General features: G+C 59.9%; 20 protein-coding genes. 16 read left to right on the forward strand and 4 right to left on the reverse strand.

Annotated elements, in window-relative coordinates; all coding sequences use genetic code 11:
• Positions 1 to 11: 11 nt before the first annotated feature.
• The 4 genes from J4E53_RS03680 to J4E53_RS03695 form a co-directional block, all read right to left on the reverse strand.
• Positions 12 to 785: a hypothetical protein gene (locus J4E53_RS03680; protein WP_060739988.1), complete on the reverse strand. Its 774-nt coding sequence runs from the start codon at positions 783 to 785 to the stop codon at positions 12 to 14.
• Positions 782 to 1,636 (reverse strand): DUF4123 domain-containing protein, encoded by an 855-nt coding sequence (locus J4E53_RS03685; RefSeq protein ID WP_103309061.1) that lies wholly within the window; start codon positions 1,634 to 1,636, stop codon positions 782 to 784. The genes J4E53_RS03680 and J4E53_RS03685 overlap by 4 nt, the downstream gene beginning before the upstream one ends.
• Positions 1,633 to 3,681, reverse strand: a complete 2,049-nt coding sequence (locus tag J4E53_RS03690) for a type VI secretion system tip protein VgrG (protein WP_103309063.1) — start codon at positions 3,679 to 3,681, stop codon at positions 1,633 to 1,635. The genes J4E53_RS03685 and J4E53_RS03690 overlap by 4 nt, the downstream gene beginning before the upstream one ends.
• A gap of 207 nt (positions 3,682 to 3,888) precedes the next feature.
• Entirely contained in the window at positions 3,889 to 4,071 is a 183-nt protein-coding gene (locus tag J4E53_RS03695; protein ID WP_146042630.1) for a hypothetical protein, read from the reverse strand.
• Positions 4,072 to 4,129: 58 nt separating this feature from the next.
• On the opposite strand from J4E53_RS03695, the gene tssA reads away from it, so the two are divergent.
• From tssA to J4E53_RS03770, 16 genes are all read left to right on the forward strand, one after another.
• On the forward strand, positions 4,130 to 5,686 hold the full coding sequence (tssA, locus tag J4E53_RS03700; protein ID WP_103309065.1) for a type VI secretion system protein TssA: 1,557 nt from the start codon (positions 4,130 to 4,132) through the stop codon (positions 5,684 to 5,686).
• Positions 5,687 to 5,718: 32 nt separating this feature from the next.
• Entirely contained in the window at positions 5,719 to 6,222 is a 504-nt protein-coding gene (gene tssB, locus J4E53_RS03705) for a type VI secretion system contractile sheath small subunit (protein ID WP_060739992.1), read from the forward strand.
• Positions 6,223 to 6,247: 25 nt separating this feature from the next.
• Positions 6,248 to 7,723: a type VI secretion system contractile sheath large subunit gene (gene tssC / locus J4E53_RS03710; protein ID WP_060739993.1), complete on the forward strand. Its 1,476-nt coding sequence runs from the start codon at positions 6,248 to 6,250 to the stop codon at positions 7,721 to 7,723.
• 6 nt (positions 7,724 to 7,729) lie between these two features.
• Positions 7,730 to 8,143 (forward strand): type VI secretion system baseplate subunit TssE, encoded by a 414-nt coding sequence (gene tssE / locus J4E53_RS03715; RefSeq protein ID WP_060739994.1) that lies wholly within the window; start codon positions 7,730 to 7,732, stop codon positions 8,141 to 8,143.
• Positions 8,143 to 9,930: a type VI secretion system baseplate subunit TssF gene (tssF, locus tag J4E53_RS03720; protein ID WP_103309066.1), complete on the forward strand. Its 1,788-nt coding sequence runs from the start codon at positions 8,143 to 8,145 to the stop codon at positions 9,928 to 9,930. The genes tssE and tssF overlap by 1 nt, the downstream gene beginning before the upstream one ends.
• A complete protein-coding gene (gene tssG, locus J4E53_RS03725) occupies positions 9,894 to 10,898 on the forward strand; it encodes a type VI secretion system baseplate subunit TssG (protein WP_103309067.1) in 1,005 nt (334 codons plus the stop codon). Before tssF ends, tssG begins: the two co-directional genes overlap by 37 nt.
• 11 nt (positions 10,899 to 10,909) lie before the next feature.
• Positions 10,910 to 13,495 (forward strand): type VI secretion system ATPase TssH, encoded by a 2,586-nt coding sequence (gene tssH, locus J4E53_RS03730; RefSeq protein ID WP_103309069.1) that lies wholly within the window; start codon positions 10,910 to 10,912, stop codon positions 13,493 to 13,495.
• A gap of 10 nt (positions 13,496 to 13,505) precedes the next feature.
• Positions 13,506 to 15,023 carry a sigma-54-dependent Fis family transcriptional regulator gene (locus J4E53_RS03735; protein WP_103309070.1) on the forward strand — a complete coding sequence of 506 codons (1,518 nt, stop codon included), beginning with the start codon at positions 13,506 to 13,508 and terminating at the stop codon, positions 15,021 to 15,023.
• 62 nt (positions 15,024 to 15,085) lie between these two features.
• Positions 15,086 to 15,226 carry a hypothetical protein gene (locus J4E53_RS30695; RefSeq protein WP_060739999.1) on the forward strand — a complete coding sequence of 47 codons (141 nt, stop codon included), beginning with the start codon at positions 15,086 to 15,088 and terminating at the stop codon, positions 15,224 to 15,226.
• 20 nt (positions 15,227 to 15,246) lie between these two features.
• The gene (gene tagH / locus J4E53_RS03740) at positions 15,247 to 16,080 is read left to right on the forward strand and encodes a type VI secretion system-associated FHA domain protein TagH (RefSeq protein WP_103309071.1); all 834 of its coding nucleotides are present in this window, start codon (positions 15,247 to 15,249) and stop codon (positions 16,078 to 16,080) included.
• Positions 16,081 to 16,085: 5 nt separating this feature from the next.
• On the forward strand, positions 16,086 to 16,598 hold the full coding sequence (tssJ, locus tag J4E53_RS03745) for a type VI secretion system lipoprotein TssJ (RefSeq protein WP_103309073.1): 513 nt from the start codon (positions 16,086 to 16,088) through the stop codon (positions 16,596 to 16,598).
• A complete protein-coding gene (gene tssK, locus J4E53_RS03750) occupies positions 16,585 to 17,916 on the forward strand; it encodes a type VI secretion system baseplate subunit TssK (protein ID WP_103309075.1) in 1,332 nt (443 codons plus the stop codon). Before tssJ ends, tssK begins: the two co-directional genes overlap by 14 nt.
• Before the next feature lie 5 nt (positions 17,917 to 17,921).
• Positions 17,922 to 18,785 carry a type IVB secretion system protein IcmH/DotU gene (icmH, locus tag J4E53_RS03755; protein ID WP_103309076.1) on the forward strand — a complete coding sequence of 288 codons (864 nt, stop codon included), beginning with the start codon at positions 17,922 to 17,924 and terminating at the stop codon, positions 18,783 to 18,785.
• Positions 18,786 to 18,798: 13 nt separating this feature from the next.
• The gene (gene tssM / locus J4E53_RS03760) at positions 18,799 to 22,272 is read left to right on the forward strand and encodes a type VI secretion system membrane subunit TssM (RefSeq protein WP_103309077.1); all 3,474 of its coding nucleotides are present in this window, start codon (positions 18,799 to 18,801) and stop codon (positions 22,270 to 22,272) included.
• Positions 22,269 to 22,997, forward strand: coding sequence for a PP2C family serine/threonine-protein phosphatase (locus J4E53_RS03765; protein WP_103309078.1), 729 nt, complete (start codon positions 22,269 to 22,271; stop codon positions 22,995 to 22,997). Before tssM ends, J4E53_RS03765 begins: the two co-directional genes overlap by 4 nt.
• The gene (locus J4E53_RS03770; protein ID WP_103309080.1) at positions 22,994 to 23,926 is read left to right on the forward strand and encodes a serine/threonine-protein kinase; all 933 of its coding nucleotides are present in this window, start codon (positions 22,994 to 22,996) and stop codon (positions 23,924 to 23,926) included. The genes J4E53_RS03765 and J4E53_RS03770 overlap by 4 nt, the downstream gene beginning before the upstream one ends.
• Positions 23,927 to 24,222 lie beyond the last annotated feature (296 nt).

Genomic DNA, 24,222 nt, shown 5'->3' on the forward strand with positions numbered 1-24,222 from the left:
ACGTGATCTCCTTATTCCGTACAACCGGGGTAAATAGTGCATTTGCGTCCGTCGGGCATCTGAAAACCGCTGAAGTCTTTGTGATTACCGAAACAAAATGCGTATGGGTCTTCGAAACTATCGCCCATGCAGCGCTTCCAGCCGTTGGGCACCTTTACCCAGGTATCACCCATGTAGGGTCTTTCTTCGCGGGCCAGCTTGATTTTCATCCTCACGGTTTTACCCGGGAGCTGAGCAAGGGTGTACGCCGAGAAAGGACGCCCGCGCCCGAGCTCGCCCTGTGGGTTGGTTTTTTTGCAGTCGAGGATTTTCCTGAGGATTCGAGGCTTGCCTGAGGTGCGGAACAACCATTGGCATTGGCCGTAAAAAGTACTTTCACCCGCTTCGCTGAAAACACCTTTGTAGTGTTCTTCCAGGGCATCGTGAATCAAGACCGTGGCCGAGTCCTGACTGATATCGCTCCAATCCTTGCCGTAGGCGGAGTGGATTTGGAGTTCGATGCGATTGATCACCAACGGGCAGCCCATGCGGGTGCGGCGAATGACGATTTCGGAGTCAGGTTTGTAGGCCTCGCGCCACGCCCTGTTGAACACCGGTGCTTTGTTATATCGGGTCTCGACGGTGCAGGTTTCGCCTGGGGCGGGGACGTAGTACACCGCCGCACGATAGGCAAAGTCAGGCGGCAAATCTGCCGTGAAAATAAACGTGTTCGGTGGTTTGTCGGCACAACCTGTCGCCATCGCCAGGCAGCCATTCAAAGCGGCAATTCGCAGGGCAAGTTTCATAGCGGCGCGTCTCCTTGGCAGAACGCCGTCATCAGGCGCACCCGTTCAAAATGCTCGTCAGGTTTTTCGGCCGGGCGTACTTGCCAGTACGACGCCCGACTATAGGCGGGAGCTTGCAGGCCTTGGGTCAGCAAAAACTCCAACTGCTCAGGCGTCTGCCAGTGCCATGCCCCGGCCTGATCAAGCGTGGCGCGCAACCACATTTCCGGGTCCTGTTGTTCGGCAAGTGTGGCGAAGGCCTGGACATGCTCGGCCAACAGGAAACGGCGGGCATTGAGCAGGCGAGCTTGCGTTGCTTGTTGCGGGGTAGCAGGCATCTGCAACCAAAGAGGTGAATCTGGCACCGGATATGTCCCAGGTGCCGGGTTGCCCGTGCTTGCCCAACCCGTGTCCTGCCAATAGCAAACACTGAGCGCCGGTCCGAGGTAAGCCGGATAGGCTTCAACGGGCAAATGTTTGAGCGCCCGGGCCAGGACTCGATTGTCATGGAAGCGATACAGCACCTGATGAGGACGTTCTCCAATGATCAACCGCTCACGCCAGTGCTCCACCAGTCTTGGCAGGCCCCCTTGGGGAAGGCTGGCAAGCCATCCCCAGTGGTTGTCCGGTCGGTTGAGCATTTCATTGATAGGTTCGTCGCCGGGCCGCTCGACGCTGAACACAAAGGGCCCGGAGTCACCCAGCTCGGCAACCGGGGTTTGGGCGTAGATGCTCAGGTATTGGTCGGGACGACGGCTCTTGAGCAGTGTCTGGCGCACGGAGTGCTCATTTTCTGAGTCCAGGACGACGCACAAGGCATGCCCGAGACGTTGCTGTTCGATCAACCAGCGGTGCGGGAATGAGCGAGTCATGCGGCGGCTTCCGTTGGGCAGAAACCCTCACGGCAAGCCTCGCAGACAGGGCAGAAATCCAGTCCCGCTGCTTTGCTGGCCGCCATCAGGGCTCGTTGGGTGGGGGCGAGCTCCGGCGAGGGATCCGTCGAGCCTGGCGTGAACGACGATGCGGTGATACTGGCCATGGGCGCGCCGCCGAGCTGGATTGCACTGCTGCTGTAGACGCCGCTGTGGTCGATCACGATGTGCTCGCCACCGGCTTTCAAACTGAGGGTCGCACCTGCTTCAAGGACCAGATGGGCGCCCGCCTTGATATGCACGTGTTGCCCGGCCTCGACGACCATTGTCTGATCGACGCGGGTGTGTCGGTTGGTGACGCGCAGGTAATCATTGCCTTTGACCTGGACCGAGCGGTCGGCGGCCGTGGTCCGATGTTCCTCGGCGTGCAGCACGGTGATGCTGTTACCCTTGATGGTTTCCCGCCGTTCGTTGCCAATCTCCAGGCGGCTGTCGTTCTCGATTTTCTGTTCCATGTCGCGCTGGGCCCGCAGATAGATCAGCTCCTGACCTGCGCGATCCTCCAGATGCAACTCGTTGAAGCCTTGGCTGCCCGGCGAGCTGCAAGAACGAAACACCGAGCGGGTCTTGTGCGCCGGCAACGGGTAGGGCGCGGCATTGGCGCTATTGGTCAGGCACCCGCTGATCAAAGGCTTGTCGGGATCGCCTTCCATGAAGGTCACCAGCACCTCCATGCCCACCCTCGGGATCGTGACGCCGCCGTAGCGGTTGCCTGCCCAGTTGGAAGCGACTCGCAACCAACAACTGCTGCCGTCGTCGAAGTGTCCCGCACGATCCCAGAAAAACCGGACCTTGACCCGGCCGTACGGGTCGCAGTGGATATCTTCACCCTTGGGCCCCGTGACGATTGCCGTCTGGCTGCCCGATATACATGGTTTTCGATAAACCCGCTGCGAGCGGAAGATCGCGTTCCAAGGCGTGGCAACAAAGCGATTGCGATAGCCCTGGTTGAAGTGGTCTTCATGTCTACCTGTGTCGCAAGGGGCCATTTCCTCCAGCACCTGCGGCTGCTTGCCCTCGTGATTCACCTGGGTCAGGAGCCATAGGTCATTCCATTCCTGGCGAGGGTGCTCACTCAATGCCAGGAAGTGTCCCGTCGTCAGTGCCGGCTGATTGCTCTTTCCTTCAGCCTGGACGTAGTCGGCGCGATGGCGCTCCAAGGTCCTCTGGCTCAATAACTTGCCGCGTTTTTCCTGGGTAAAGTCACCCGGATATTCATAGGCCTCCACGTCTGGCTGGAGCGCTTCGAGGCTGGGCTGGCAACTGCTCTCCAATAGGTGTGTCGACTTCTTGAAGTCGTAATCACGGCGCGTGACGCGGCTGGTTCGGGGTTCCAGCCGCAGGCCGAACCGATGGATAACCGGTTCGTCGTAAACCATCCCGTTGCCGTGTTTATAAACAGTGCGCTGTTCAAGTCGAGGAAACACGGTCTGGTCATCACCCAATACCAACTGATGGCCCGACTCACTGTGCTGGAAGTGGTAATGCAGGCCTTCTTCGTGACACAGGCGCTCAATGAAGTACAAGTCGGATTCACCATATTGCACGCAGTAATCACGAGGCGGATAACTTGCACTTAACTGGAAATGATGAGCATCCGTGAGAATGCCGTGCTCCTTGAAAATCGTTGTGATGATTTGCGGCACACTGGTTTGTTGAAAAACTCGCTGATTGGTGCGGTGCTCCAAGTAAGCCAGTCGTGGCACTAATCTTACGTTGTAATAATTCAAGCGATTGCAGGTGTCGCCTTGTGCAACGCGATAAATCAGGCCGTGAACACCGCTTCCCTGTTTATCGAATGTTAGAAAGGCTTGCCTGTTTAATAAATTTTCCAGATTCATGTCGCTTTGTTCGCTGACGAGTTCAATGTCGAACGAATAAGGTGCGCTGATGGCTTCGTAACCTTTGAAGGCCACGACTTGGAGATCATGTTTGAGATCCGTAATCGTGAGACGGAAGCTGGGCAAATCAAGGGTATGGAACATGCGAACGTCCTTGGGCTGTGGCTTTGACTCCTGCTCTCAGTGAAGCAGCCTTGCTGGATGCGCGCGCCGGCGCTGGTAAAAAAAGAAAAGGATGTAGGGCTTTTCTCTGGAAGAGAAAGAGGTTGCGAATGAAATAATTTGAAGTGGTTTTCGTTGCCTGGACTGGAGGGTCAAACGTTGTCAACGACCGTTTCGTCTTCGGATGTTTCAGCGAATATCTATTTGGATTTGTTTCTTTGAAAAAAGGAAAGCTCCTACTTTTTTATCCTGAAAACCTTGGCATTCTTCGCGGCGTTCGGCTGGTAAAAAAAGCGGTGTGAGTTCAGGGGAAGTGGTTGGATGATGTTTGACGAAACTTCCTACAAGCGAAGCTGAATATTTACCACTCAATAACCATGTCGTCCAAACAACCCATGCCACAAACCGAATTGTCTTAGCAGGGGCGTGAATGTCGTATTCCGAAAAACTGTCCGTCCATTATCTGGCTCTCGCCAAAACTCCTGTGTCCAAGGAAAGTTTTGCGGGTGCGGATGTGCGTTTTTCAAATGAATACGAAGCCTTGGAGCGCGAGGTGAGCAAAACCCAGTCGATGCACGAAAGTGGCCATGTCGACTGGCTGAAGGTTCTTGAGGTAAGTGAAGCGTTGTTGCGCACCCAGTCGAAGGATCTGCGGGTGGTGGCCTGGCTGGTGTGGGCGCTGTATCAGTGTGAGTCGTTCCAGGGGTTGCTGGCGGGTCTCGGTCTTTTGCAGCACTTATGCAAGCACCATTGGCTGGACATTCATCCGCTCAAAAATCGAACCCGTGCCGCCAGCATCAATTGGTTGATGCCTCGCCTTGAGCAAGCGTTCGGCGATGACATTGCGATCAAGGAGCAATTGCCGATATTCCGTCATCTGGCGGCGCAACTGGAAGGCCTCGACGCTGCTTGCACCGCCCACTTGGGTGATGACGCGCCTCTACTGCTGCCGCTGTGTCGGCGCCTCAACACCATGATCCAGCGGGCCACCGAAAACCTGCCGCAAACGGGTGCCATTGGAACGGTTGTGGCCCAGGTAAAGCACGTTGCCACCCAGCTGTTCACGCCCGGCACTCCGATCGAAAACGAAAAAGAAGCCCACAAGGCCCTGCGCGTCCAGCAGGAAGGTGCGCGGCCGTTATGCACCTGGTGGCTCAAACAAAAAGCGACTGACGCTCGTGCCCTGCGCCTGAATCGCACCATGCTCTGGCTGGCCATCGATGTATTGCCCGAGCGCAACGCCGAGCAGGTCACCCAGTTACGTGGCCTGCCGGCGGACAAACTCAAGGCTTATCAGGACCGACTCCAACAGGGCGATTACGCAGACCTGCTTGTGGATATCGAGGCGAGCCTGGCGACGGCGCCGTTCTGGTTCGATGGCCAGAGGCTTGCCTGGGAATGCCTGCAAGGGCTGAACGCCGAATTGGCCATGTGTGAGGTGGAAATCCACTTCGCGTTATTCATCCAGCGCCTGCCGGGCATTATCGAGTTGCGCTGGCATGACGGTACACCGTTCGCCGACTCGGCCACCCGGGGTTGGATCGCTGCCCAGGTCATGCCTCACCTGCAAAGCCCCGGCGGGGCACCCACAGCCGATGTCGCCGACAACCAGGCGCCTTGGGAACTGGCGCTGGAGGAGGCCGAGGCGATCCTGCGCAAGGACGGTCTCAAACCTGCCGTTCAGTTGCTCAGGCAAGCCATGCAAGGCGCCCATGGGACACGCGAGCGATTCCTCTGGCAGTTCGCGCTGGCTCGCCTGTGCTTTTCAGCCAGGAAATACGAACTCACCAAGGTTCAACTGGAGGTACTCGATCAGACGCTACGAAACGCAGGTCTGAACGCCTGGGAACCCCTCCTGGAGCTGCAGGTGCTGCACCTGTTGCACAGTTGCTGCGAGTTGTTGCCACAGAACCACTCTGTACGTGAGTGCAAGGAAGAGACCCATCGCAGGTTGTGTCACCTCGATCTGGAACGGGTCATTGAATAGGTCTCAGAGTCCCAAACTGTAAGGAGAAAGTCATGGCCAAAGAAGGCTCGGTCGCCCCTAAGGAACGCATCAACGTCACCTTCAAACCCGCCACCGGCGGTGCTCGGGAGGACATTGAACTGCCGTTGAAATTGTTGGCGCTCGGTGATTACACCCACCGCAAGGACGAACGCAAGGTCGAGGATCGCAAGCCGATTGGCATCGACAAAATGACCTTCGACGAAGTGCTGGCCAAGCAAGCGCTGAGCCTGACCCTGAGCGTACCGAATCGTCTCCAGGCACAGGACGGTACTGAGGAATTGGCGGTACAGCTGCGCTTGAACTCGATGAAAGACTTCAACCCGGCGAGCCTGGTCGAGCAAGTACCGGAACTCAGCAAACTGATGGCGTTGCGCGACGCGTTGGTGGCGCTCAAGGGCCCATTGGGCAACGCGCCGGCGTTTCGTAAAGCCATCGAAGGCGTACTCGCCAATGACGATTCCCGCCGTCGCGTCCTGGATGAGCTGGGTCTGGATACCACCGCGAAGAGCGCTTGATTCTTTCAGCCAAGGAAGCCGAAACATGAGTACCCATGCAGTACAGCAGCAGAGCCAGGACAACGCGGATTACAGCATTCTGGAACGCATCATCGCCCAGACCCGCCTGACCCCGGACGATGAGGCCTACGACATTGCCAAGCGCGGTGTATCCGCGTTCATCGAAGAGTTGCTCAAACCGCAAAACAGCGGCGAACCGGTCAAGAAAGCCATGGTTGATCGCATGATCGCCGAAATCGACGCCAAGCTCAGTCGCCAGATGGACGAAATCCTCCACCACCCGCAATTCCAGGCGTTGGAGTCGGCCTGGCGCGGCTTGCAGTTGCTGGTGGACCGCACTGACTTCCGTGAAAACATCAAGATAGAAATGCTCAACGTGTCCAAGGACGATTTGCTGGACGACTTCGAGGACTCGCCGGAAGTCATGCAATCGGGCCTGTACAAGCATATCTACACCGCAGAGTACGGCCAGTTCGGTGGACAGCCGGTGGGTGCGGTTATCGCCAACTACTTCATGTCCCCAAGCTCGCCGGACGTGAAATTGATGCAGTACGTGTCCAGTGTCGCCTGCATGTCCCATGCACCATTCATCGCCGCGGCCGGTCCGAAATTCTTTGGCTTGGAGAGCTTCACCGGACTGCCGGACCTCAAGGACCTGAAAGACCATTTCGAAGGCCCGCAATTCGCCAAGTGGCAGAGCTTCCGTCAATCGGAAGACGCCCGTTATTTCGGCCTCACCGTACCGCGCTTCCTGTTGCGCAACCCATACGACCCCCAAGAGAACCCGGTCAAGTCGTTCATCTACAAGGAAACCGTTGCCAACAGCCACGAGCACTACCTGTGGGGCAACACGGCGTATGCGTTCGGTACGAGGCTGACCGACAGCTTCGCCAAATTCCGCTGGTGCCCGAACATCGTCGGTCCCCAAAGCGGTGGCGCGGTCGAAGACCTGCCGTTGCACCACTTCGAAAGCATGGGCGAAATCGAAACCAAGATCCCGACCGAAGTGCTGGTGTCCGACCGTCGCGAATACGAATTGGCCGAGGAAGGCTTCATCTCCCTGACCATGCGCAAAGGCAGTGACAATGCCGCGTTCTTTTCCGCCAGCTCCGTGCAGAAACCGAAGTTCTTCGGTAACAGTGCCGAGGACAAGCATGCCGAGCTGAACTACAAACTCGGCACCCAGTTGCCGTACATGATGATCGTCAATCGCCTGGCTCATTATCTGAAGGTGCTGCAGCGCGAGCAATTGGGATCCTGGAAAGAGCGTACGGACCTGGAGCGTGAGCTCAACAACTGGATCCGCCAGTACGTGGCCGACCAGGAGAACCCGAGTGCCGAAGTCCGTGGCCGCCGTCCATTGCGTGCGGCGAAGGTCATTGTCAGTGACGTGGACGGTGAGCCGGGCTGGTACCGCGTTGGCCTCAACGTTCGGCCTCACTTCAAGTACATGGGCGCCGATTTCACGCTGTCGTTGGTTGGCAAATTGGACAAGGCGTAAGCACTCATGACTTACGGCAGCCTTTTCGAGCGCCTGGCCGGTGATTCCAAAAAGCGCGCGGGTTTGAGCCGCGAGGTCTGCATCGTCACATCCGTGGCTGCGCATCTGGCCAAGATGCTCAGCACCCGGGCGGGTAGCGTGCAGACGCTCGTGGATTACGGGCTGCCGGACCTCAATGACATGCGCTTGAGCCTGCACGACGCGAGGAGCCAGGCCCGCATGGCGATCGAGACCTTTATCAAGGCCTACGAGCCACGTCTGCGCAATGTCTGTGTCGTTTCAATGCCGAGTAACGCCGATCAGCTTCGCCTGTCCTTGCGCATCGACGCCTTGCTGGATGTGGAGGGGATCAAGCGGCAGGTCAGTTTTTCCGCGTGCCTGGACGGCAGCGGTCAGGTCAAGGTCAAGGATAGCCCCTGATGTCGTTCAATCATTACTACCAGAGCGAGCTGACGGCGCTCCGCCAACTGGGTCGACGTTTCGCCGAGCGTAACCCGGCGTTGGCTCCCTTCCTGGGACAGGCCGGACGGGATCCGGATGTAGAACGGCTGCTGGAGGGGTTTGCATTTCTGACCGGGCGACTGCGCCAGAAGCTCGATGACCAGTTGCCGGAGCTGAGCCATTCGCTGATGCAGCTGTTGTGGCCGAACTACATGCGGCCATTGCCAGCCTTCGGCATTTTACAGTTCGATCCGCTGCAGCGATCCGGCCCGGCGCTGCGGGTCGAGCGCGATACGCCGGTCGAAAGCAAGCCTGTCCAGCAGGTGCGTTGTCGTTTCCTGACGTGTTACCCCACGCAAGTCCTGGCGCTTGATCTGACTCGGTTGAGTTACTCCGTGAAAGGGGAGGGGTCGCTGTTGAGCCTGCATCTGGAGATGTGTTGCGACGGTCATTTAGGCGAGCTGCAACTGAGCCGTTTGCGCCTGCACTTGACCGGCGAGCGTTACATCAGCCAGATGCTCTATCTCAGCCTGTTACGTAATCTCGAGGTTATCGAGCTGATCCCGCTGGACGGCACTGGTGTGGCCCTGCGGGCTGCGGATGGCAGTCCAATGACATTCAGGCTCCCCGCCGACCGTGTTCAGCCGGTAGGGTTTGCCGAAGAGGAAGCGCTGGTCCCGTATCCTCTGAATACCTTTCGCGGCTATCGCTACCTGCAAGAATATTTCGCTTTCCAGGACAAGTTCCTGTTCGTCGACATCGATGGCCTGGACGTGATCAACGCCCTGCCGCACGGCAACATCGAACAGATACGTGGCCTGGAGCTGCGCTTCGATATTGGCAAAAGTGGTATCCAGCGGATGCGCCCGACGCTGGATAACATAAAGCTGTACTGCACGCCGATCGTCAATCTGTTCAAGCATGACGCCCAGCCGATCCGCCTGGACGGCAAACAGGATGAGTACCTGCTGTTGCCGGCCGATTACGACCAGGCGCACTGCGGCGTGTTTTCGGTCGAAAGCGTCACTGGCTGGAGCCCCGGAGGCCTGGGTTATCAGGCTTATGTGCCGTTCGAGTCTTTCGAGCACGATTCAAGCTTCGATGTGCCCCACAGCCGCCCCTACTACAGCGTTCGTCAGCGACCTTCGTTGTTGCACGGCGGTCTGGACACTTGCCTGGGCTTTGGTGTCCGACACACTCACCCGCATGAAACCCTGTCCATCGAGTTGATGTGCACCAACCGGAACCTGCCGCGCCAGCTCAAGCCGGGTGACATCGACCAACCCGACGAAAAAAGCCCCGAGGGGCTGAGTTTCCGCAACATCGGCCCCGTCACGCCAAGCTTCGCGCCGCCACTCAATCACGACTTCCTCTGGAAGCTGATCAGCAACATGTCGCTCAACTACCTGTCACTGGCAGACGTCAATGCGCTCAAGGTGATTCTCGAAAGTTACGATTTTCCGCGTTACCACGACGAGCAGGCAGAGAAAGTCAGCAAGCGTTTGCTGGAGGGGCTCAAGTCGATCCGGCACCAACACGTCGACCGCCTGCACCGGGGCTTGCCGGTGCGTGGCTTGCGCACCGAACTGATCGTCGACCCGCAGGGTTACATCGGCGAGGGCGACCTGTTCGTCTTCGCCTCGGTCCTCAACGAGTTCTTCGCGTTGTATGCCAGCCTCAATTCGTACCACGAGCTACGGGTGAACAGCACACAGGGAGAGGTGTACCAATGGACACCCCGCATGGGCCAACAGCCGCTTCTCTGAGCGTGCTGACACGAGGAATACGCGAGTACTCGTTATTCCAGGCTGTGTTGCTGGTCATTGATCGGCTACGCGAGGCTCACCCTGGCCTGGATGATGACGCGCTGTACGACCAGTTGGAATTCCAGGCCAATCCAAGCCTGGGGTTCCCGGCCAGCGACATTGATCGCGTGGAGTTTTTCGAAGAACACGGCCAGGTGCGGGCGCGTCTGTGCTTGAACCTGATCGGACTGGTGGGGGCGGGGTCGCCGCTGCCGGCGTTCTATGGTGAGCAGGCCCTGGGGGATGAAAAGGACAACCCGACACGGGACTTCCTCGACGTCTTTCACCATCGTCTCCAACGGCTGATGTTGCCGATCTGGCGCAAGTACCGTTACTGCGCAAGTTTTCAGAGCGGTGCCCGAGATCCATTTTCCGAACAGTTGTACGCGTTGATCGGTTTGGGGGGCGAAGAGATTCGCAAGGCCAGCCAACTGAACTGGAAACGTCTGCTGCCATACCTGGGCTTGCTGAGCCTGCGTGCCCATTCGGCGGCGCTGATCGAAGCCGTACTGCGTTATTACTTCAAGCACGCCGAACTGAACCTCGAACAGTGCATCGAGCGGTATGTGGACATCCTTGAGGAACAGCGCAATCGCCTGGGAAGCGCCAATAGCCTGCTCAGCCAGGACCTGGTGCTCGGCGAGCGGGTGCGCGACCGCAGCGGCAAGTTCCGGATCCATGTCTGCGAGCTGGACTGGCAGCGTTTCCACGAATTCTTGCCCATCGGAAGCGGTTACCAGCCGTTGTGCTCGCTGGTGCGATTCACCCTGCGTGATCCCCTTGAATATGACATTCGCCTGGTCCTGCGCCAGCAGGAGATTCGTCAGCTGTGCATCGGTGAACAGAACACCTGCCGCCTGGGATGGACCAGTTGGCTGGGACACGAGCGCGCCGATGGGATGGTGACCCTTGGCAGCAAAATTCATTAGGAATGGATGACATGATCAACGTAGACCTTCAACAATTGATCCAGGCGTTGGACGCCGAAACCAGGCGTGATCTGGAGCGCGCGGCCGAGCAATGCGTGGCCCGTGGCGCAGACAAGGTCCTGGTGGAGGACTTGATGCTGGGCTTGTTGGAGCGTCCGCAGGGGCTGCTCGCGCGTGCCTTGCAGGATGCCCAGGTCAGTGCCGGCGAACTGGGCGCGGCCCTGCAACCGCGGATGGGGCACAGTGCTTCGCGCAACCCGGTATTTGCCCCGGAACTGGTGCAGTGGTTGCAGGATGCGCTGCTGGTGGCCAATCTCGAACTCGGCCGCGGCCAGGTCGGACAAGCCGCGTTGATCCTGGCGTTGCTGCGCAATCCGCTCCGCTACGCCGGGAGTGCTTACCTGGCGCTGCTGACCCGACTGAATGTCGATCGGCTGAAAGCGTTCGCCTTGTCGCAACAGGCTCAACCGGTTGCCGACCAGCCCACCACGCCGGACGACTCCCTGCTGGCGCGCTTTACCCATGACCTGACCCGACAGGCCCGCGAAGGCCAACTCGACCCGGTGCTGTGTCGCGATGACGAAATCAGGCAGATGATCGATATTCTCGTTCGTCGCCGCAAAAACAATCCAATCGTGGTCGGTGAAGCAGGGGTGGGCAAGACCGCCATCGTCGAGGGGTTGGCGTTGCGCATCGTCGCCGGGAACGTACCCCCGGCGCTTGAGGGCGTTGAACTGCTTTCGCTGGATATGGGACTGCTGCAGGCCGGTGCCAGCATCAAAGGGGAATTCGAGCGTCGTCTCAAGGGGGTGGTCGACGAGGTCAAGGCTTCGTCCAAACCCATCATCCTGTTCATCGACGAGGCCCATACCTTGATCGGCGGGGGTAACAACGCCGGGGGCGCCGATGCGGCGAACCTGCTCAAGCCAGCCTTGGCCCGGGGCGAGCTGCGTACGATCGCGGCCACCACCTGGACCGAGTATAAAAAATACTTTGAAAAAGACCCGGCCCTGGCCCGTCGTTTCCAACCGGTGCAATTGCACGAGCCGACCGTCGGTGAAGCGGTGACCATCCTGCGTGGCCTGGCCCGTATCTACGAAAACAGCCACGGCATCTACCTGCGTGATGATGCGGTGGTCGCGGCGGCGCAATTATCGGCCTGCTACCTGGCCGGTCGTCAGTTGCCGGACAAGGCCGTGGACGTGCTCGACACCGCCTGCGCTCGCGTGCGTATCAGCCTGGCCACTGCCCCGCAAAGCCTGGAGCGATTGCGCGGCGAGCTGGCCGAAGGCGAGTGCCAACGCCGGGCGCTGCGGCGTGATGCCGAGGCGGGCCTATCCATTGACCTTCAGGCGCTGGAAACGTTGGAGGCAGGTCTGGCGGCCATCGAAGACGAGTGCCAAACGCTGGAAATCCAATGGACCGAGCAACGTATCCTCGCGGAGCGTTTGCTGTCGCTGCGTCAGCAATTGGCCAGGGCACGGGAAAGCGCAGTGGATCAAGACCTCAGTATTGAAGCCCTGGAAGCGACGGTGGAGCAAACATACGGCACGCTGGTGGCTGCGCAAACCCAGGAGCGCCTGGTCAGTTTCGAAGTTTGCCCGCGACTGATAGCCGAGGTGATCAACGCGTGGACCGGTGTACCGTTGGCGCAATTGGCACGTGAGCACAATCTGAAAGTCGCCAGTTTCGCCACGGACCTGCGTGCGCGCATTCGTGGTCAGGAACCGGCTGTGCAGGCCCTTGATCGTGCGATGCGCGCCGCCGCCGCAGGCTTGAACAAACCCGACGCCCCGGTGGGCGTATTTCTGTTGGTAGGCCCCAGTGGCGTTGGCAAGACCGAAACGGCACATGCCCTCGCCGAGCTGCTCTATGGCGGTGAGCGTTTCATCACCACGATCAACATGGCCGAGTTCCAGGAAAAACACACCGTTTCCCGGCTGATCGGCGCGCCGCCGGGCTACGTCGGTTTTGGCGAAGGTGGGATGCTCACCGAAGCCGTGCGGCAAAAGCCCTATAGCGTGGTGTTGCTCGATGAGGTCGAAAAAGCCGATCCCGATGTGTTGAACCTGTTCTACCAGATCTTCGACAAGGGCCTGGCCAACGATGGGGAAGGGCGGGAGATTGATTTTCGCAACACCCTGATTCTGATGACGTCGAACCTGGGCAGTGAACGTATTGACGCACTGTGCGAAAACGGCGCACAACCGAGTGCCGAGCGCCTCGAAGAATCCATTCGCCCGATCCTCAGCGAGCATTTCAAGCCAGCGCTGCTGGCCCGTATGTGCGTGGTCCCGTATTACCCGGTCAGCGGGCCGGTGTTGCGTGAGCTGGTGGAAATCAAACTCGACCGCCTGGGCGAGCGGTTGCGTCGTCGGCAGTTGGGCTTCAGTTATTGCGGGCATCTGGTGAGCCATCTGGTCGAGCGCTGCAGTCGCAATGACCGTGGTGCGCGGCTGATTGACCAACTGCTCGACCAGCACCTGATGCCGCTGGTGGCCGACCGCTTGCTCGCGGCCATGGCCGGTGGCGAACCGCTACGGCATGTACGCGCGGTGCTCGAGGGTGAAGCCAGCGTCGCGTGCGAGTTCTCCTGAGGTGGGCGCCATGTTCAAGACGCTCTCGCAGCCGCTGGACTATGCCGAAGCACTCTTGGCGCAGTTCTTCAGCCTCTCGCGTTTGGCGGACGGTGCGGTGTTGGTGGGGGATTTCCTTCAGGGCGTGGCGCGGCTCAGCGGCTGTGAGCTGGTGCAGTTGTACGTGCTCGATGCCACCGGTACCCGCCTGGAAATGAACACCGAATGCCTGGAAGGCCAGTTGCAGTTTCGTGACCCGCAAAGCCTGCCTTCCGATTATCGCGCTGAGCAATTGCTGCAGTTTTCCCTGGGCCAGAACCGTGTGGTGTGTCTTGGCGCGTTGGGCGACAGCGTGCACGAAACCCGCTTCCTGCCAGCCCGGGCCACACCCTGGCAGTCACTGCTGTGTGTACCCCTGGTCGACCCGCAGGGTCGTGTCGGAGGCCTACTGCTGTGTGCCAGCGATCAGCATCTCGACCTGCATGGGGTTGCTGAATCCCTAGGACAGCTCGGGGCTTTTGCCCTTGGCCAGATGCATCTGCTGCAGCGCCTGCAGCGTCCTGTCGACGAGCCCGTATCCGTTACCTCAAGCCTGCCGAGTGGCATCAGCTATGGCCTGATCGGCAAGAGTGTGGCGATGCGCAAGACGTGCTCATTGATCAGTAAAGTGCTGCACAGCCCCTATACCGTCTTGCTGCGGGGTGAGACCGGCACCGGCAAGGAGGTGGTGGCCCGGGCCCTCCATGATCATGGCCCGCGTCGATCCAAGGCGTTTATCGTGCAGAACTGTGCGGCGGTTCCCGAGAATCTGCTGGAGAGCGAGCTGTTCGGCTATCGCAAGGGCGCGTTCACCGGTGCCGATCGGGACCGTGCCGGGCTGTTCGACGCAGCCAACGGTGGCACGCTGTTGCTCGATGAAATTGGCGACATGCCGCTGTCCCTGCAAGCCAAGTTGCTACGCGTGTTGCAGGAAGGCGAAATTCGTCCGTTGGGGTCCAACGACACTCATCACGTCGACGTGCGCATCGTTGCCGCCACTCACCGCGACCTTAAGCAGTTGATGGAGGAGGGCAAGTTCCGCGAAGACCTGTATTACCGCCTGGCACAATTTCCGATCCAGTTACCGGCGTTGTGTCAGCGCGATGGCGACATCATTGAACTGGCGCGGCATTTTGCCGAGAAGGCTTGCGCGCTCCTGCAGCGTGATCCTGTGCGTTGGTCAGAGGCAGCGCTCGATCACCTGGCTGCCTACGGTTTCCCGGGCAACGTCCGTGAACTCAAGAGTGTCGTGGAAAGGGCAGTGCTCCTGTGCGAGAGCGGCGAACTGCTCATCGAGCATTTTGCGCTGCACATCGAGCCCCCTTCCGAGCGCGGCCGCATCAATCTGCGTGAGCGAATGGAACAGATCGAACGAGGTTTGTTGATCGATTGCCTGCGCGAGCATTCGGGTAACAAGACCCGCGCCGCCAGCGAACTCGGCCTGCCGCTGCGCACATTGATTTATCGCCTTGCGCGTCTGAACGTCCAGCGCAGTGATTTCAATGATTGACCCTGTCCTCGCCCTATTCGCAGCCGTTCCAGCCCGATCCTTTCATTCCTGGAGACTTTTCGATGCCTGTCTTTTCCTGGCGAGCAGTCCTGTTGATGGTTCTCGTGTCACTCACCCTGGGCGGTTGCAACGCCAATTACACATTCAACGACAGTGGTTATCGCCCTTTGGGTGATCCACAGGCGGTTAATCGCGGCAAGTGATCCCAAGGAGCCTTTGATAGATGGAACTTGTTTTCGAAATGCTGAACGCCAACCAGTTCGTCCCGTCACGGCTGTGCCAAAAGACCTTTGGGCCGGCCGGCGGCGTGATTGGGCGGGGCGAGGGCTGCCACTGGGTCATCCATGACCGCGAGCGCCTGCTGTCCAAGCGTCATGCGCAGGTCAGTTTCCGTGACGGTGTGTTTTTCCTGACCGACACCAGTGGCAACGGTACGACTCATCGCCAAAGCGGCGCGCGTCTGCCCAAGGGTGAGCCGGTACGGATACAGGACGGAGATGCCTACATCATGGGCGATTTCGAGGTCCTCGCACGGCTGGTCTCCAGGCCGGCGGGCCAGCTTGCCGAAGCGAGCCGTTCGATGCCGGTCGACAGCCTCATTCCGGATGACGCCTTTCTGGAACTCGACCCGCTGAAGGCGCTGGATCAGCAGGAGCGGGCCGTGCTGGACGTCGATGAACTGATAAATCCCGCTGTCGTGCCGCCGGATGCCCTTGGGCGGCCGGATTATGCGCGTATCGACATGGAAAACCTGCTCTGGCCGGAGCTGGTCGAAGCCCCCCTTGAACCGGGCCCGTCCGCCGACGTTATTGATCACCCTCTCGAAGGCTTTTGGCAGCGCTTCGGTACTGCCCTGGGCATGGATCTCGACAGCCTGGATGGCGAGGCCCGCGAAGCCCTGGCGATCAACGCCGCGCTGCTGCTCAAACAAAGCATCCAGGCTTTGCAACAGAGGCTGCGTACTCGCTCGGAATTGAACAGCGAATGGCGTCAGGCCCAGACCTATGAAGAACGGGTTCGCTTGATTGCCGGCCTGCAAATCGACCACCACGGATGATGTCCATGCCGCACTGCACGATGCACTTATCCAAGATTTTGCCGGCGTTCGCCACGACCCTGCTGCTGGCCGGTTGCTCCGCGTTGTCGCCCTTTTCGACGATGACCAAGCTCAACCTCACCCTGACGGCCAGTGATCGACTCAACCCCGACCTCAATGGACGACCATCGCCCGTGGTGGTGCGGTTGTTCGAACTCAAGCACCCCGTGGCTTATGAAAACGCAGATTTCTTCAGCCTCTATGAGCGCGCGAGGGAAACACTGGCCCCTGATCTGGTTTCCAGCGAGGAGCTGGAACTGCGCCCAGGCGAAACCGTCGAGCTCAGGCTCGCTATCAGCGGGGATGGCCGTTACGTGGGCGTACTCGTGGCGTACCGTGACCTGCCACACGCTCGCTGGCGCTACACACTGCCGGTGGCGGCAACGCAGTTGACTGAAGCGAACCTGACACTCGACGAAAATGGATCGCCAACACGCTTGAGCGGCTGGCCAAGGTGGATGACCGATGAATCACGATAAGGTCATCTGGCAGGAAGGCATGCTGTTGCGCCCACAACATCTGCAACACAACGATCGCTACTTCGACCACCAGTTGAAGGTTCGCACTCGGTTGCTGGCCAGCTACGCCTGGGGATTCCTGGCGCTGGAGATCGATCTGCAATTCCTCAACATGGGGCAACTGGTGGTCAGCCAGGCCAGTGGGGTCCTGCCGGACGGCAGTCTGTTCGAGTTGGGCGGCAACGCGGAGCCGCTGGCCTTGGAAGTACCATCCAATACCCGCAACACACCGATCTACCTCGCGCTGCCATTGGTGACTGGCAATCACATCGAGTCCCGTCGTCCGGAACAGTCTGATGTATTGGCGCGCTACACCCTCTACGACGCGCAAGTGACCGACTCCAACGCCGGGGATGCCGGTGCAAGCCAGATCAGTTGCGGCCGCCCGGACCTGCGCCTGCTGTTGGGCGAACAGCAGAGTGACCATGCGTTTGTGAAGCTCAAACTCTGCGAGGTGCTCGATACCACGGCCGATGGCGTCATCAGGCTGGATCCGAACTTTGTGCCGACCTTCATCCAGGCCCGCTCCTCCCATTATTTGCTGGCGTGCCTCAAGGAGATCATCGGCATGCTTGCCCATCGGGGCGATAGCCTGGCCGAGCGGGTTCGCTTCAATGGCAAGGCCGGTGGTGCGCAAGTCGGCGATTTCATGATGCTGCAACTGATCAACCGCAGCGAACTGTTGCTGCGTCATTACCTGGACCTGGAGCAGGTACACCCCGAAACACTGTACCGAGCGCTGCTGGCCTTGCTGGGTGACCTGGCAACGTTCTCCAGTGACAGCAAGCGCCCGCCGCTCAACAACCGCTACCGGCACAGTGACCAAGGCGCGTGTTTTCGAGTCCTGATGCAAGCGATCCGCCAGGTTCTATCGATGGTGCTCGAGCAACACGCTATCGAGCTGCAACTGCAGCGGCGCCAATACGGAATCATTGTCTCGCCGGTGCAGGATCTGTCACTGCTGGACACCGCTTCATTCGTACTGGCGGCAAGTGCCCACTGTGACGGCGAAGAACTGCGCCATCGATTGCCTGCGCACCTCAAGGTCGGTTCGGTGGAGCGCATCCGCCAGTTGGTCAACCTGCATCTGCCCGGCATCAAGATCAGGCCTTTGCCCGTGGCCCCTCGGCAGATTGCATTCCATGCCAACAAAACCTATTTCATTCTCGAGCCCAACGCCGAAGACCTGGCGCAACTGAAGCGCTCTGCAGGTTTTGCGTTCCATGTCAGCGGTGATTTCGCCGAGCTTGAACTGAATTTCTGGGCCATCAGGAACTGAACCAAATGGATAAGGAAAGTCCTCAGGACGAAAAAACGGTCCTGCTCGACCACCATGGACAACGCCCTGTTTCAGGGCCCTTGACCGACGCTGTCGCGCCACCGCGTTTCGAACAGTTGCAAGAGCGAATGATCTACGCCGCGCACCTGCCGCAGCCACAGATATTCACGGTCAGCCTCAATCCGCTGGTGGCGGCGGCGTCCGGATTGCTGTCGCACATGGTGCAGCTCAAGCACGGTCGCGAACGCGAGGATCTGCACGCCCTTAAAGGTGAGCTGAAGCGGGGCCTGGAGCAGTTCGAAGCCTGTGCCTTGCAGGGCGGTGTTGAAAACAGTCAGCTGATCGCCGCGCGTTACGTGCTGTGCACGGTGATCGATGAGGCGATTGTCACCACGCCGTGGGGCCACGGAGGTGGTTGGTCACAGATAAGCCTGCTCAGCACCTTCCACAATGAAACCTTCGGCGGCGAGAAAGTCTTTCAATTGCTCGAGCGCTTGTCAAAGAGCCCCATCAAGCACTTGCCGATGCTTGAGTTGCTGTACCTGTGCCTGTCCCTGGGTTTCGAGGGTAAATACCGGATTCAGACCCGCGGGATGCTCGAACTCGAAAGCCTGCGCGACGCCCTGTATCGGCTGATTCTCCAGACCCGCGGCGACACCCCGCGTGAACTGTCGCCTCACTGGGAAGGCTTCGACGGTGGGCGACGTCGTCCGGTGCGCATTGTCCCGACCTGGACGGTGGCGGTGTTCACGCTGGCCTGCCTGGGGGTGATGTATGCGAGTTTCGCCTGGGTATTGGACGAGCAACGCAAAAGCGTATTGCAACCTTATCAACTGTCAGAACCGGTCGCTGCTCAGCCGCTGCCGTAAACAGGGACGTGTCATGAAATTGCTTTTCAGGAAAGCCGGCGCCTGGGTGCGCCAGACCTGGGTTTGGACGCTGCTGCTGGTGCTAGGTGTCACGCTGTTGGTGTGGTTCGCCGGGCCATTCGTGGCCGTCAATGACTACAAGTTCTGGGCGAGTCCGACGGCGCGATTGCTGACCGCCAGCGTGCTGGCGCTGGGCTGGGGCCTGGGCATGGTTTTCGTCAATGAGCGCGCCGCTTCCAACACCAACGCCCAACAAAACGTCCCCGACCAGGCTCGCGCCCTGTACCAAGCCAGGATCGACGATGAGCGGCGCGAAGTGCGCTCGCGCTTCAAGCGAGCCTTGACCAGGTCAAGGTCCTCGAACCTTTATGCCGGTCGCAGCGATTTGCCCTGGTACCTGCTGATAGGCCCGCCTGCCAGCGGCAAGACCCGTCTGCTGGAGTGCTCGGGCCTGGAGTTTCCTCTCAACAGGCTAGATCGCAGCCCTGTCAGCGACGCATCTGGCACTCGGTATTGCGATTGGTATTTTGCCGAGCACGCCGTGCTGGTCGATACCGCCGGGCGCTACCTGACTCAGGCGGACAGTGAGGTCGACGGCCGTGGCTGGGCCGTATTGCTCGAACTGTTGCGCAAGCGTCGCCGCAGTCGTCCGTTGGGCGGTGTACTGGTGACGGTGCCGGCCGAGTTGCTGTTGCGGGGCAGTGAGGACGAAGTGACCACGCTGGCCCGTCAGATTCGTGGTCGCCTGCAGGAGCTGCAACAGCGACTGCACATCGATGTCCCGATTTACCTGGTCTTGAGCAAAGCGGACAGCGTGCCCGGTTTCGATGAGTTCTTTGATTCGCTGACGCGTGAGGAAAACGACCAGGTGCTGGGGGCGAGTTTCAGCCGGGACCCACGCGGCAGTGACATCACCGTGTTACGTGCCGAGTTCGAGGCGCTGCTGCAGCGGCTCAATAGCCAAATGATCATGCGCATGCATCAGGAGCGCGACACGCTACGCCGTAGCCGTATGCTTGATTTCCCTCATCACCTTGGCCAGCTCGGCACCAGCCTGTGCCTGCTGGTCGAACAGGTGTTCGGCGGTAACGTCGGAACGTTGCGTGGTTTCTATTTGACCTGCGCATCGTCGCTGGACCGCACGGCAACCCCGACCGCCGAACCTGGCTACGCGGGGTTGGGAGTCAGCCATACCGCACCTGGCCGGTGCTCGCGGTTCATTCATCACTTGCTCAGCCGGGTGATCTTTCCGGAAGCTGATTTGAGCGACCTCGTTCAACGCGAACGCCGCCGTATCCATTGGAGGCAGCGGGCCCTATACCTTGGAGCGCTGGCAGTCGTTGGTCTGTGCGGGTTGTTGTGGGCGAAGGGTTTTTCAACCAACCACGAGCGCCTGGACAGCTTGCGTACGCTGGCGCAACGCTGGGACCAGCAGCAATCGACCCAGATGAACGCTGATGACTGGAGCGCGCTGCTTGAATCACTGGATACGCGTTTGGAGGCCACTCGGGTTTTCCCACCCTACAGTGCGGTGCCGTTGCATGAGCGTGTCGGCTTGTATCAGGGGGAAGCGATCAAGGCTGCGGTGATCGACGCTTACGAGCGTGAGCTTCAGGCGCAACTGCTACCGAAGATTGCGCAGAGGCTGGAAGAACATGTCCGCAACAGCCGGGCTGACCGCGAGCAACTGCTCAACAGCCTGCGTGCGTACTTGATGCTGGGCCTCAAAGAGCGTCGCGATATCGCCTGGCTCAAGGATCGGGTGGCCAACGACGAATCGCTTCGTTACCCCGGCAACACGGCGCGACAAGAGCGCTTGAATGCCCACTTCGCGCGCCTGTTGGAGCTGCCCTTCATCCATGAGCTCAACGAGCCGCTGGTGGCCCAGGCTCGGGAGGCGCTTCGCCGTGAGTCCTTGGCCGCCGTGGTGTACAGGATGCTGCACGAACAGGCCAATCATCTGCCGCTCTACCGACTCAGCCAACACCTGGGTTCACAAGGTGCGCTGCTGGTTGGCACCGACCGTATGATCCCCGGTTTCTACACCCGCCAGGGTTACGAACGCTACTTTTCGGTCCAGGGCGTGGCCCTGGTCACCGAATTGCTGCGGGACAACTGGGTATTGGGTGAAGGCGATGGCCTCAGCGGCATGGACATGCGGCGCCTGATGGTCGAACTGGAACAGCTGTATTTTCGTGATTATGCCGACCACTGGAGCGAAGCCGTCGGTCAGGTTGGCCTGCAAACCATCAGCCATCCGGGTGAGGGCGCCGAGCAACTCGCGGGCCTGACCTCGGCACATTCGCCGATTCTGCGGCTGCTGGTACAAGTGCGCGAGAACACTCGACTCCAGGGGGGCGCCGAGCAGCTCGACGATCTGGCGCCAGCGGTCGGGAAGGGTGGACAAGCCGTGACAAAGCTCGTCGCCGTAGCTGGGAAAACCGCTGCGTCTCTGACCGAGCATCTGCCGGACACCGCGCAAAAATCCCTGCGACGGCGTTTCGAACCGCTGCATCGTCTTCTGGATAGGGATGGCGGCCCCACGGCTGATCTGCTCCAGGCCTTGCGGGCCCTTGATGAGGTGCAATTGCAACTGGCGAACCTGGCTCGGGCCAGTGCACCGGAACAAGCGGCGTTCGAACTGGCCAGGCACCGCATGGGCGGGCAGCGCGATGCGCTGAGCAGCCTGCGCGACGCCTCTGCTCGGCTTCCGCGTCCGGTCAAGGCATGGTTCAACGTGCTGGCCGAGGATAGCTGGCGCTTGGTGCTCAACGACTCGTACCGCTACCTGAACCAGCGTTATCAAAGCGAGCTGTACAGTTTTTACGGCAAGGCGATCAACAAGCGGTATCCGTTCAGCGCCCACAGTGCCAGCGACGTCGCGCTCAACGACTTCCGGGAGTTTTTCAAGGAGCAGGGCATCGTCGATCGATTCTTCGAACATTACATGCAGCCCTTCGTCAGTGGCCCTGCGGGACACTATCGCTTGCGTAGTATCGACGGCCAGAGCTTGCCGATGTCTCGGGTCTATCTTGATCAGATGGCGACAGCGCATACCATCCGCCGGAGCTTTTTCGCCGAAAACCCGACCGAGCCGCAAGTGCAGTTCAAGCTTGAACCGTACACCCTGGATCCGGCGGTGAGCCGTGCTGAATTCCGCTTTGGCGACCAGACGCTTGAGTACCGCCACGGTCCGATCCTGCCGGTGGCATTTACCTGGCCAACCGACGCGCAGAACGGTCGGACCGCCCTGGTGCTGGATAAAATGATCGGTCGTGGCGTCGGCATTGAGAAGAATACCGGGCCGTGGTCGCTGTTTCGTTTGTTCGACCTGATGCAGAGCGAATACCTGACCGGGCGCGATGTCCGTGTATTGAAGGCGGACCTGGGTGGCCTGCGCGCCAATTACTTACTGACGAGCCAGCGCACGCCGAACCCTTTCGACATGAGCGTGCTGCGCACATTTCGCCTGCCGGTGCAGCTTTGAAACAGGAGCCCGGCCTCTGGCGCAGCGCCGCGCGCACGGACCCTGGCAAGACCCGGGCACGTAACGAGGACGCTTTTCTCGACTGCCCGCGACAGGGAGTGTGGGCGGTCGCCGATGGCATGGGCGGCCATTCGGGCGGCGACATCGCCAGCCAGTTGATCGTTGCCAACCTGACGGCACTGCCCTTGTACCAGGACTTGGATGAACGTTCGAAAGCGGTGCGCCAATGCCTGCGCTGGACCAACCGCCGGTTGAGCCAGGAGCTTACCGTCACCGAAGATCATCCCGGCATTACCGGCAGCACGGTGGTGGCGCTGTTGCTGGAAGGGAACCGTGGGGTCTGCATCTGGGCGGGCGACAGCCGTTGTTACCTGTGGCGCGGTCGTCGGTTGTACCAATTGACCAAGGATCACTCACTGCAACAGCAACTGATCGACACGCAACACATCAGCCGCGATGAAGCCGGTGCCCATCCTGCGGCCAAGGCATTGACGCGCGCGGTGGGCGCCGCAGCAGAACTGACGTTGGAGGTGCTGGAGCTGGATGTTCACCCGGGCGACACATTTTTGCTGTGCAGTGACGGTCTGTACCAAGGCCTTGGTGCGCAAGCCCTTGGCAATGCCTTGGCCCTGGCATCGCCACCTAGGGTGTTGGAGCAGCTGTTCGATGACGTCTTGCGTGGCCCGGCGCGGGATAACCTGACGGCCGTAGTGATCCGACCGTGAATGAAGAGGCTGGTCATCCCACGTATTTCGCCTTCGCCAACGCGGCACCCGTTGTGAAATCCAACCCGCGTAGCGCCAGCGAAGTACCGGACATACTCGCAGGGCGCTATCGCCTCGAACGCTTGCTTGGGGCCGGCGGCATGGGCGTGGTTTACCGTGCGCGGGACCTGTTGCACGAACAATACGCCGATCCCGATCCGTACCTTGCGCTGAAGATGCTCAGTGAGGCATTCGATGAGTCAGCCGATGGGAGTGCGCTGCTCTACAGCGAGTTCGCCCTGACGCGGCGATTGCACCACCCGAATATTTTGCGTCCGTACACCTTCGAGGTGGATGCCGGCCAACGGCGAGCGTTCATCACCATGGAGCTGATGCGCGGCTTGACCCTGGACCAACTGCTTTGCGAACGGCCCCTGGGGCTGCCTTGGCCTGAACTGAAGGCGATCGCCGTGCCGCTGCTCGATGCTTTGGCGTACGCCCACAGCCGTGGCGTGCTGCATGGCGACATGAAGCCGAGCAACGTCATGTTGAGCGAGGAAGGCCTGCGTCTGTTCGATTTTGGCTTGGGCCTGGCCGAGGGAGGCCCCTCGCAGCACCTGCCGAACCTGAACCGTGAGCGCCTCAACGCCTGGACGCCAGGTTACGCGGCACCTGAACTGCTTGAAGGTGCACGCCTGTCAGCGGGTGCCGATGTCTATGGTGTGGCTTGCGTGTTGTATGAGCTGGCGAGCGGCCAACACCCGTTCCGACGGTTACCCGCCACCGAGGCCCGCGATGCCCGGTTGGAGCGCGGGCTCAAGGCACCGCGCCACCTGCCCAGGCGTTGCTGGCCGGCGCTGCGAATGGCGTTGGCGCTTGATCCGGGGCAGCGGCGTATTGGTGCGGCTCAGTTGTGTGATGCCTTGAGTGATGTTTCGTCTTGGTGGTGACATTCCCCTGTGGGAGTGAGCTTGTCTGACCCGGTGATGTTGAAGGTGCCGTCGTCATCGCGAGCAAGCTCGCTCCCACAGTTTTTTCCCAGTTGTTCATAGGCATTGCGTTCACGCAAATCCCCTGTGGGAGCGAGCTTGCTCGCGATGACGGCAGTACATTACACACCTAAGTCCGGCCCTTCTCGATCTGAGGGTGTACGCGATCCGTGGCCAGAGATCGCTCCCGCTGGGTGGCGCAGCCGACGTAAACCGGCTGATGCGGTTTTTCCGGAGAAATGCGTCAGCCTGTTTTG

The organism is Pseudomonas sp. FW305-28 (assembly GCF_017351395.1).
GTDB classification, from domain to species: Bacteria; Pseudomonadota; Gammaproteobacteria; order Pseudomonadales; family Pseudomonadaceae; genus Aquipseudomonas; species Aquipseudomonas fluorescens_AA.

Coding starts and splice junctions, on each gene's coding strand:
- J4E53_RS03680 (WP_060739988.1), bottom strand. CDS start 785: ATGAAACTTGCCCTGCGAATTGCCGCTTTGAATGGCTGCCTGGCGATG.
- J4E53_RS03685 (WP_103309061.1), bottom strand. CDS start 1,636: ATGACTCGCTCATTCCCGCACCGCTGGTTGATCGAACAGCAACGTCTC.
- J4E53_RS03690 (WP_103309063.1), bottom strand. CDS start 3,681: ATGTTCCATACCCTTGATTTGCCCAGCTTCCGTCTCACGATTACGGAT.
- tssA (WP_103309065.1), top strand. CDS start 4,130: ATGTCGTATTCCGAAAAACTGTCCGTCCATTATCTGGCTCTCGCCAAA.
- tssB (WP_060739992.1), top strand. CDS start 5,719: ATGGCCAAAGAAGGCTCGGTCGCCCCTAAGGAACGCATCAACGTCACC.
- tssC (WP_060739993.1), top strand. CDS start 6,248: ATGAGTACCCATGCAGTACAGCAGCAGAGCCAGGACAACGCGGATTAC.
- tssE (WP_060739994.1), top strand. CDS start 7,730: ATGACTTACGGCAGCCTTTTCGAGCGCCTGGCCGGTGATTCCAAAAAG.
- tssF (WP_103309066.1), top strand. CDS start 8,143: ATGTCGTTCAATCATTACTACCAGAGCGAGCTGACGGCGCTCCGCCAA.
- tssG (WP_103309067.1), top strand. CDS start 9,894: ATGGACACCCCGCATGGGCCAACAGCCGCTTCTCTGAGCGTGCTGACA.
- tssH (WP_103309069.1), top strand. CDS start 10,910: ATGATCAACGTAGACCTTCAACAATTGATCCAGGCGTTGGACGCCGAA.
- J4E53_RS03735 (WP_103309070.1), top strand. CDS start 13,506: ATGTTCAAGACGCTCTCGCAGCCGCTGGACTATGCCGAAGCACTCTTG.
- J4E53_RS30695 (WP_060739999.1), top strand. CDS start 15,086: ATGCCTGTCTTTTCCTGGCGAGCAGTCCTGTTGATGGTTCTCGTGTCA.
- tagH (WP_103309071.1), top strand. CDS start 15,247: ATGGAACTTGTTTTCGAAATGCTGAACGCCAACCAGTTCGTCCCGTCA.
- tssJ (WP_103309073.1), top strand. CDS start 16,086: ATGCCGCACTGCACGATGCACTTATCCAAGATTTTGCCGGCGTTCGCC.
- tssK (WP_103309075.1), top strand. CDS start 16,585: ATGAATCACGATAAGGTCATCTGGCAGGAAGGCATGCTGTTGCGCCCA.
- icmH (WP_103309076.1), top strand. CDS start 17,922: ATGGATAAGGAAAGTCCTCAGGACGAAAAAACGGTCCTGCTCGACCAC.
- tssM (WP_103309077.1), top strand. CDS start 18,799: ATGAAATTGCTTTTCAGGAAAGCCGGCGCCTGGGTGCGCCAGACCTGG.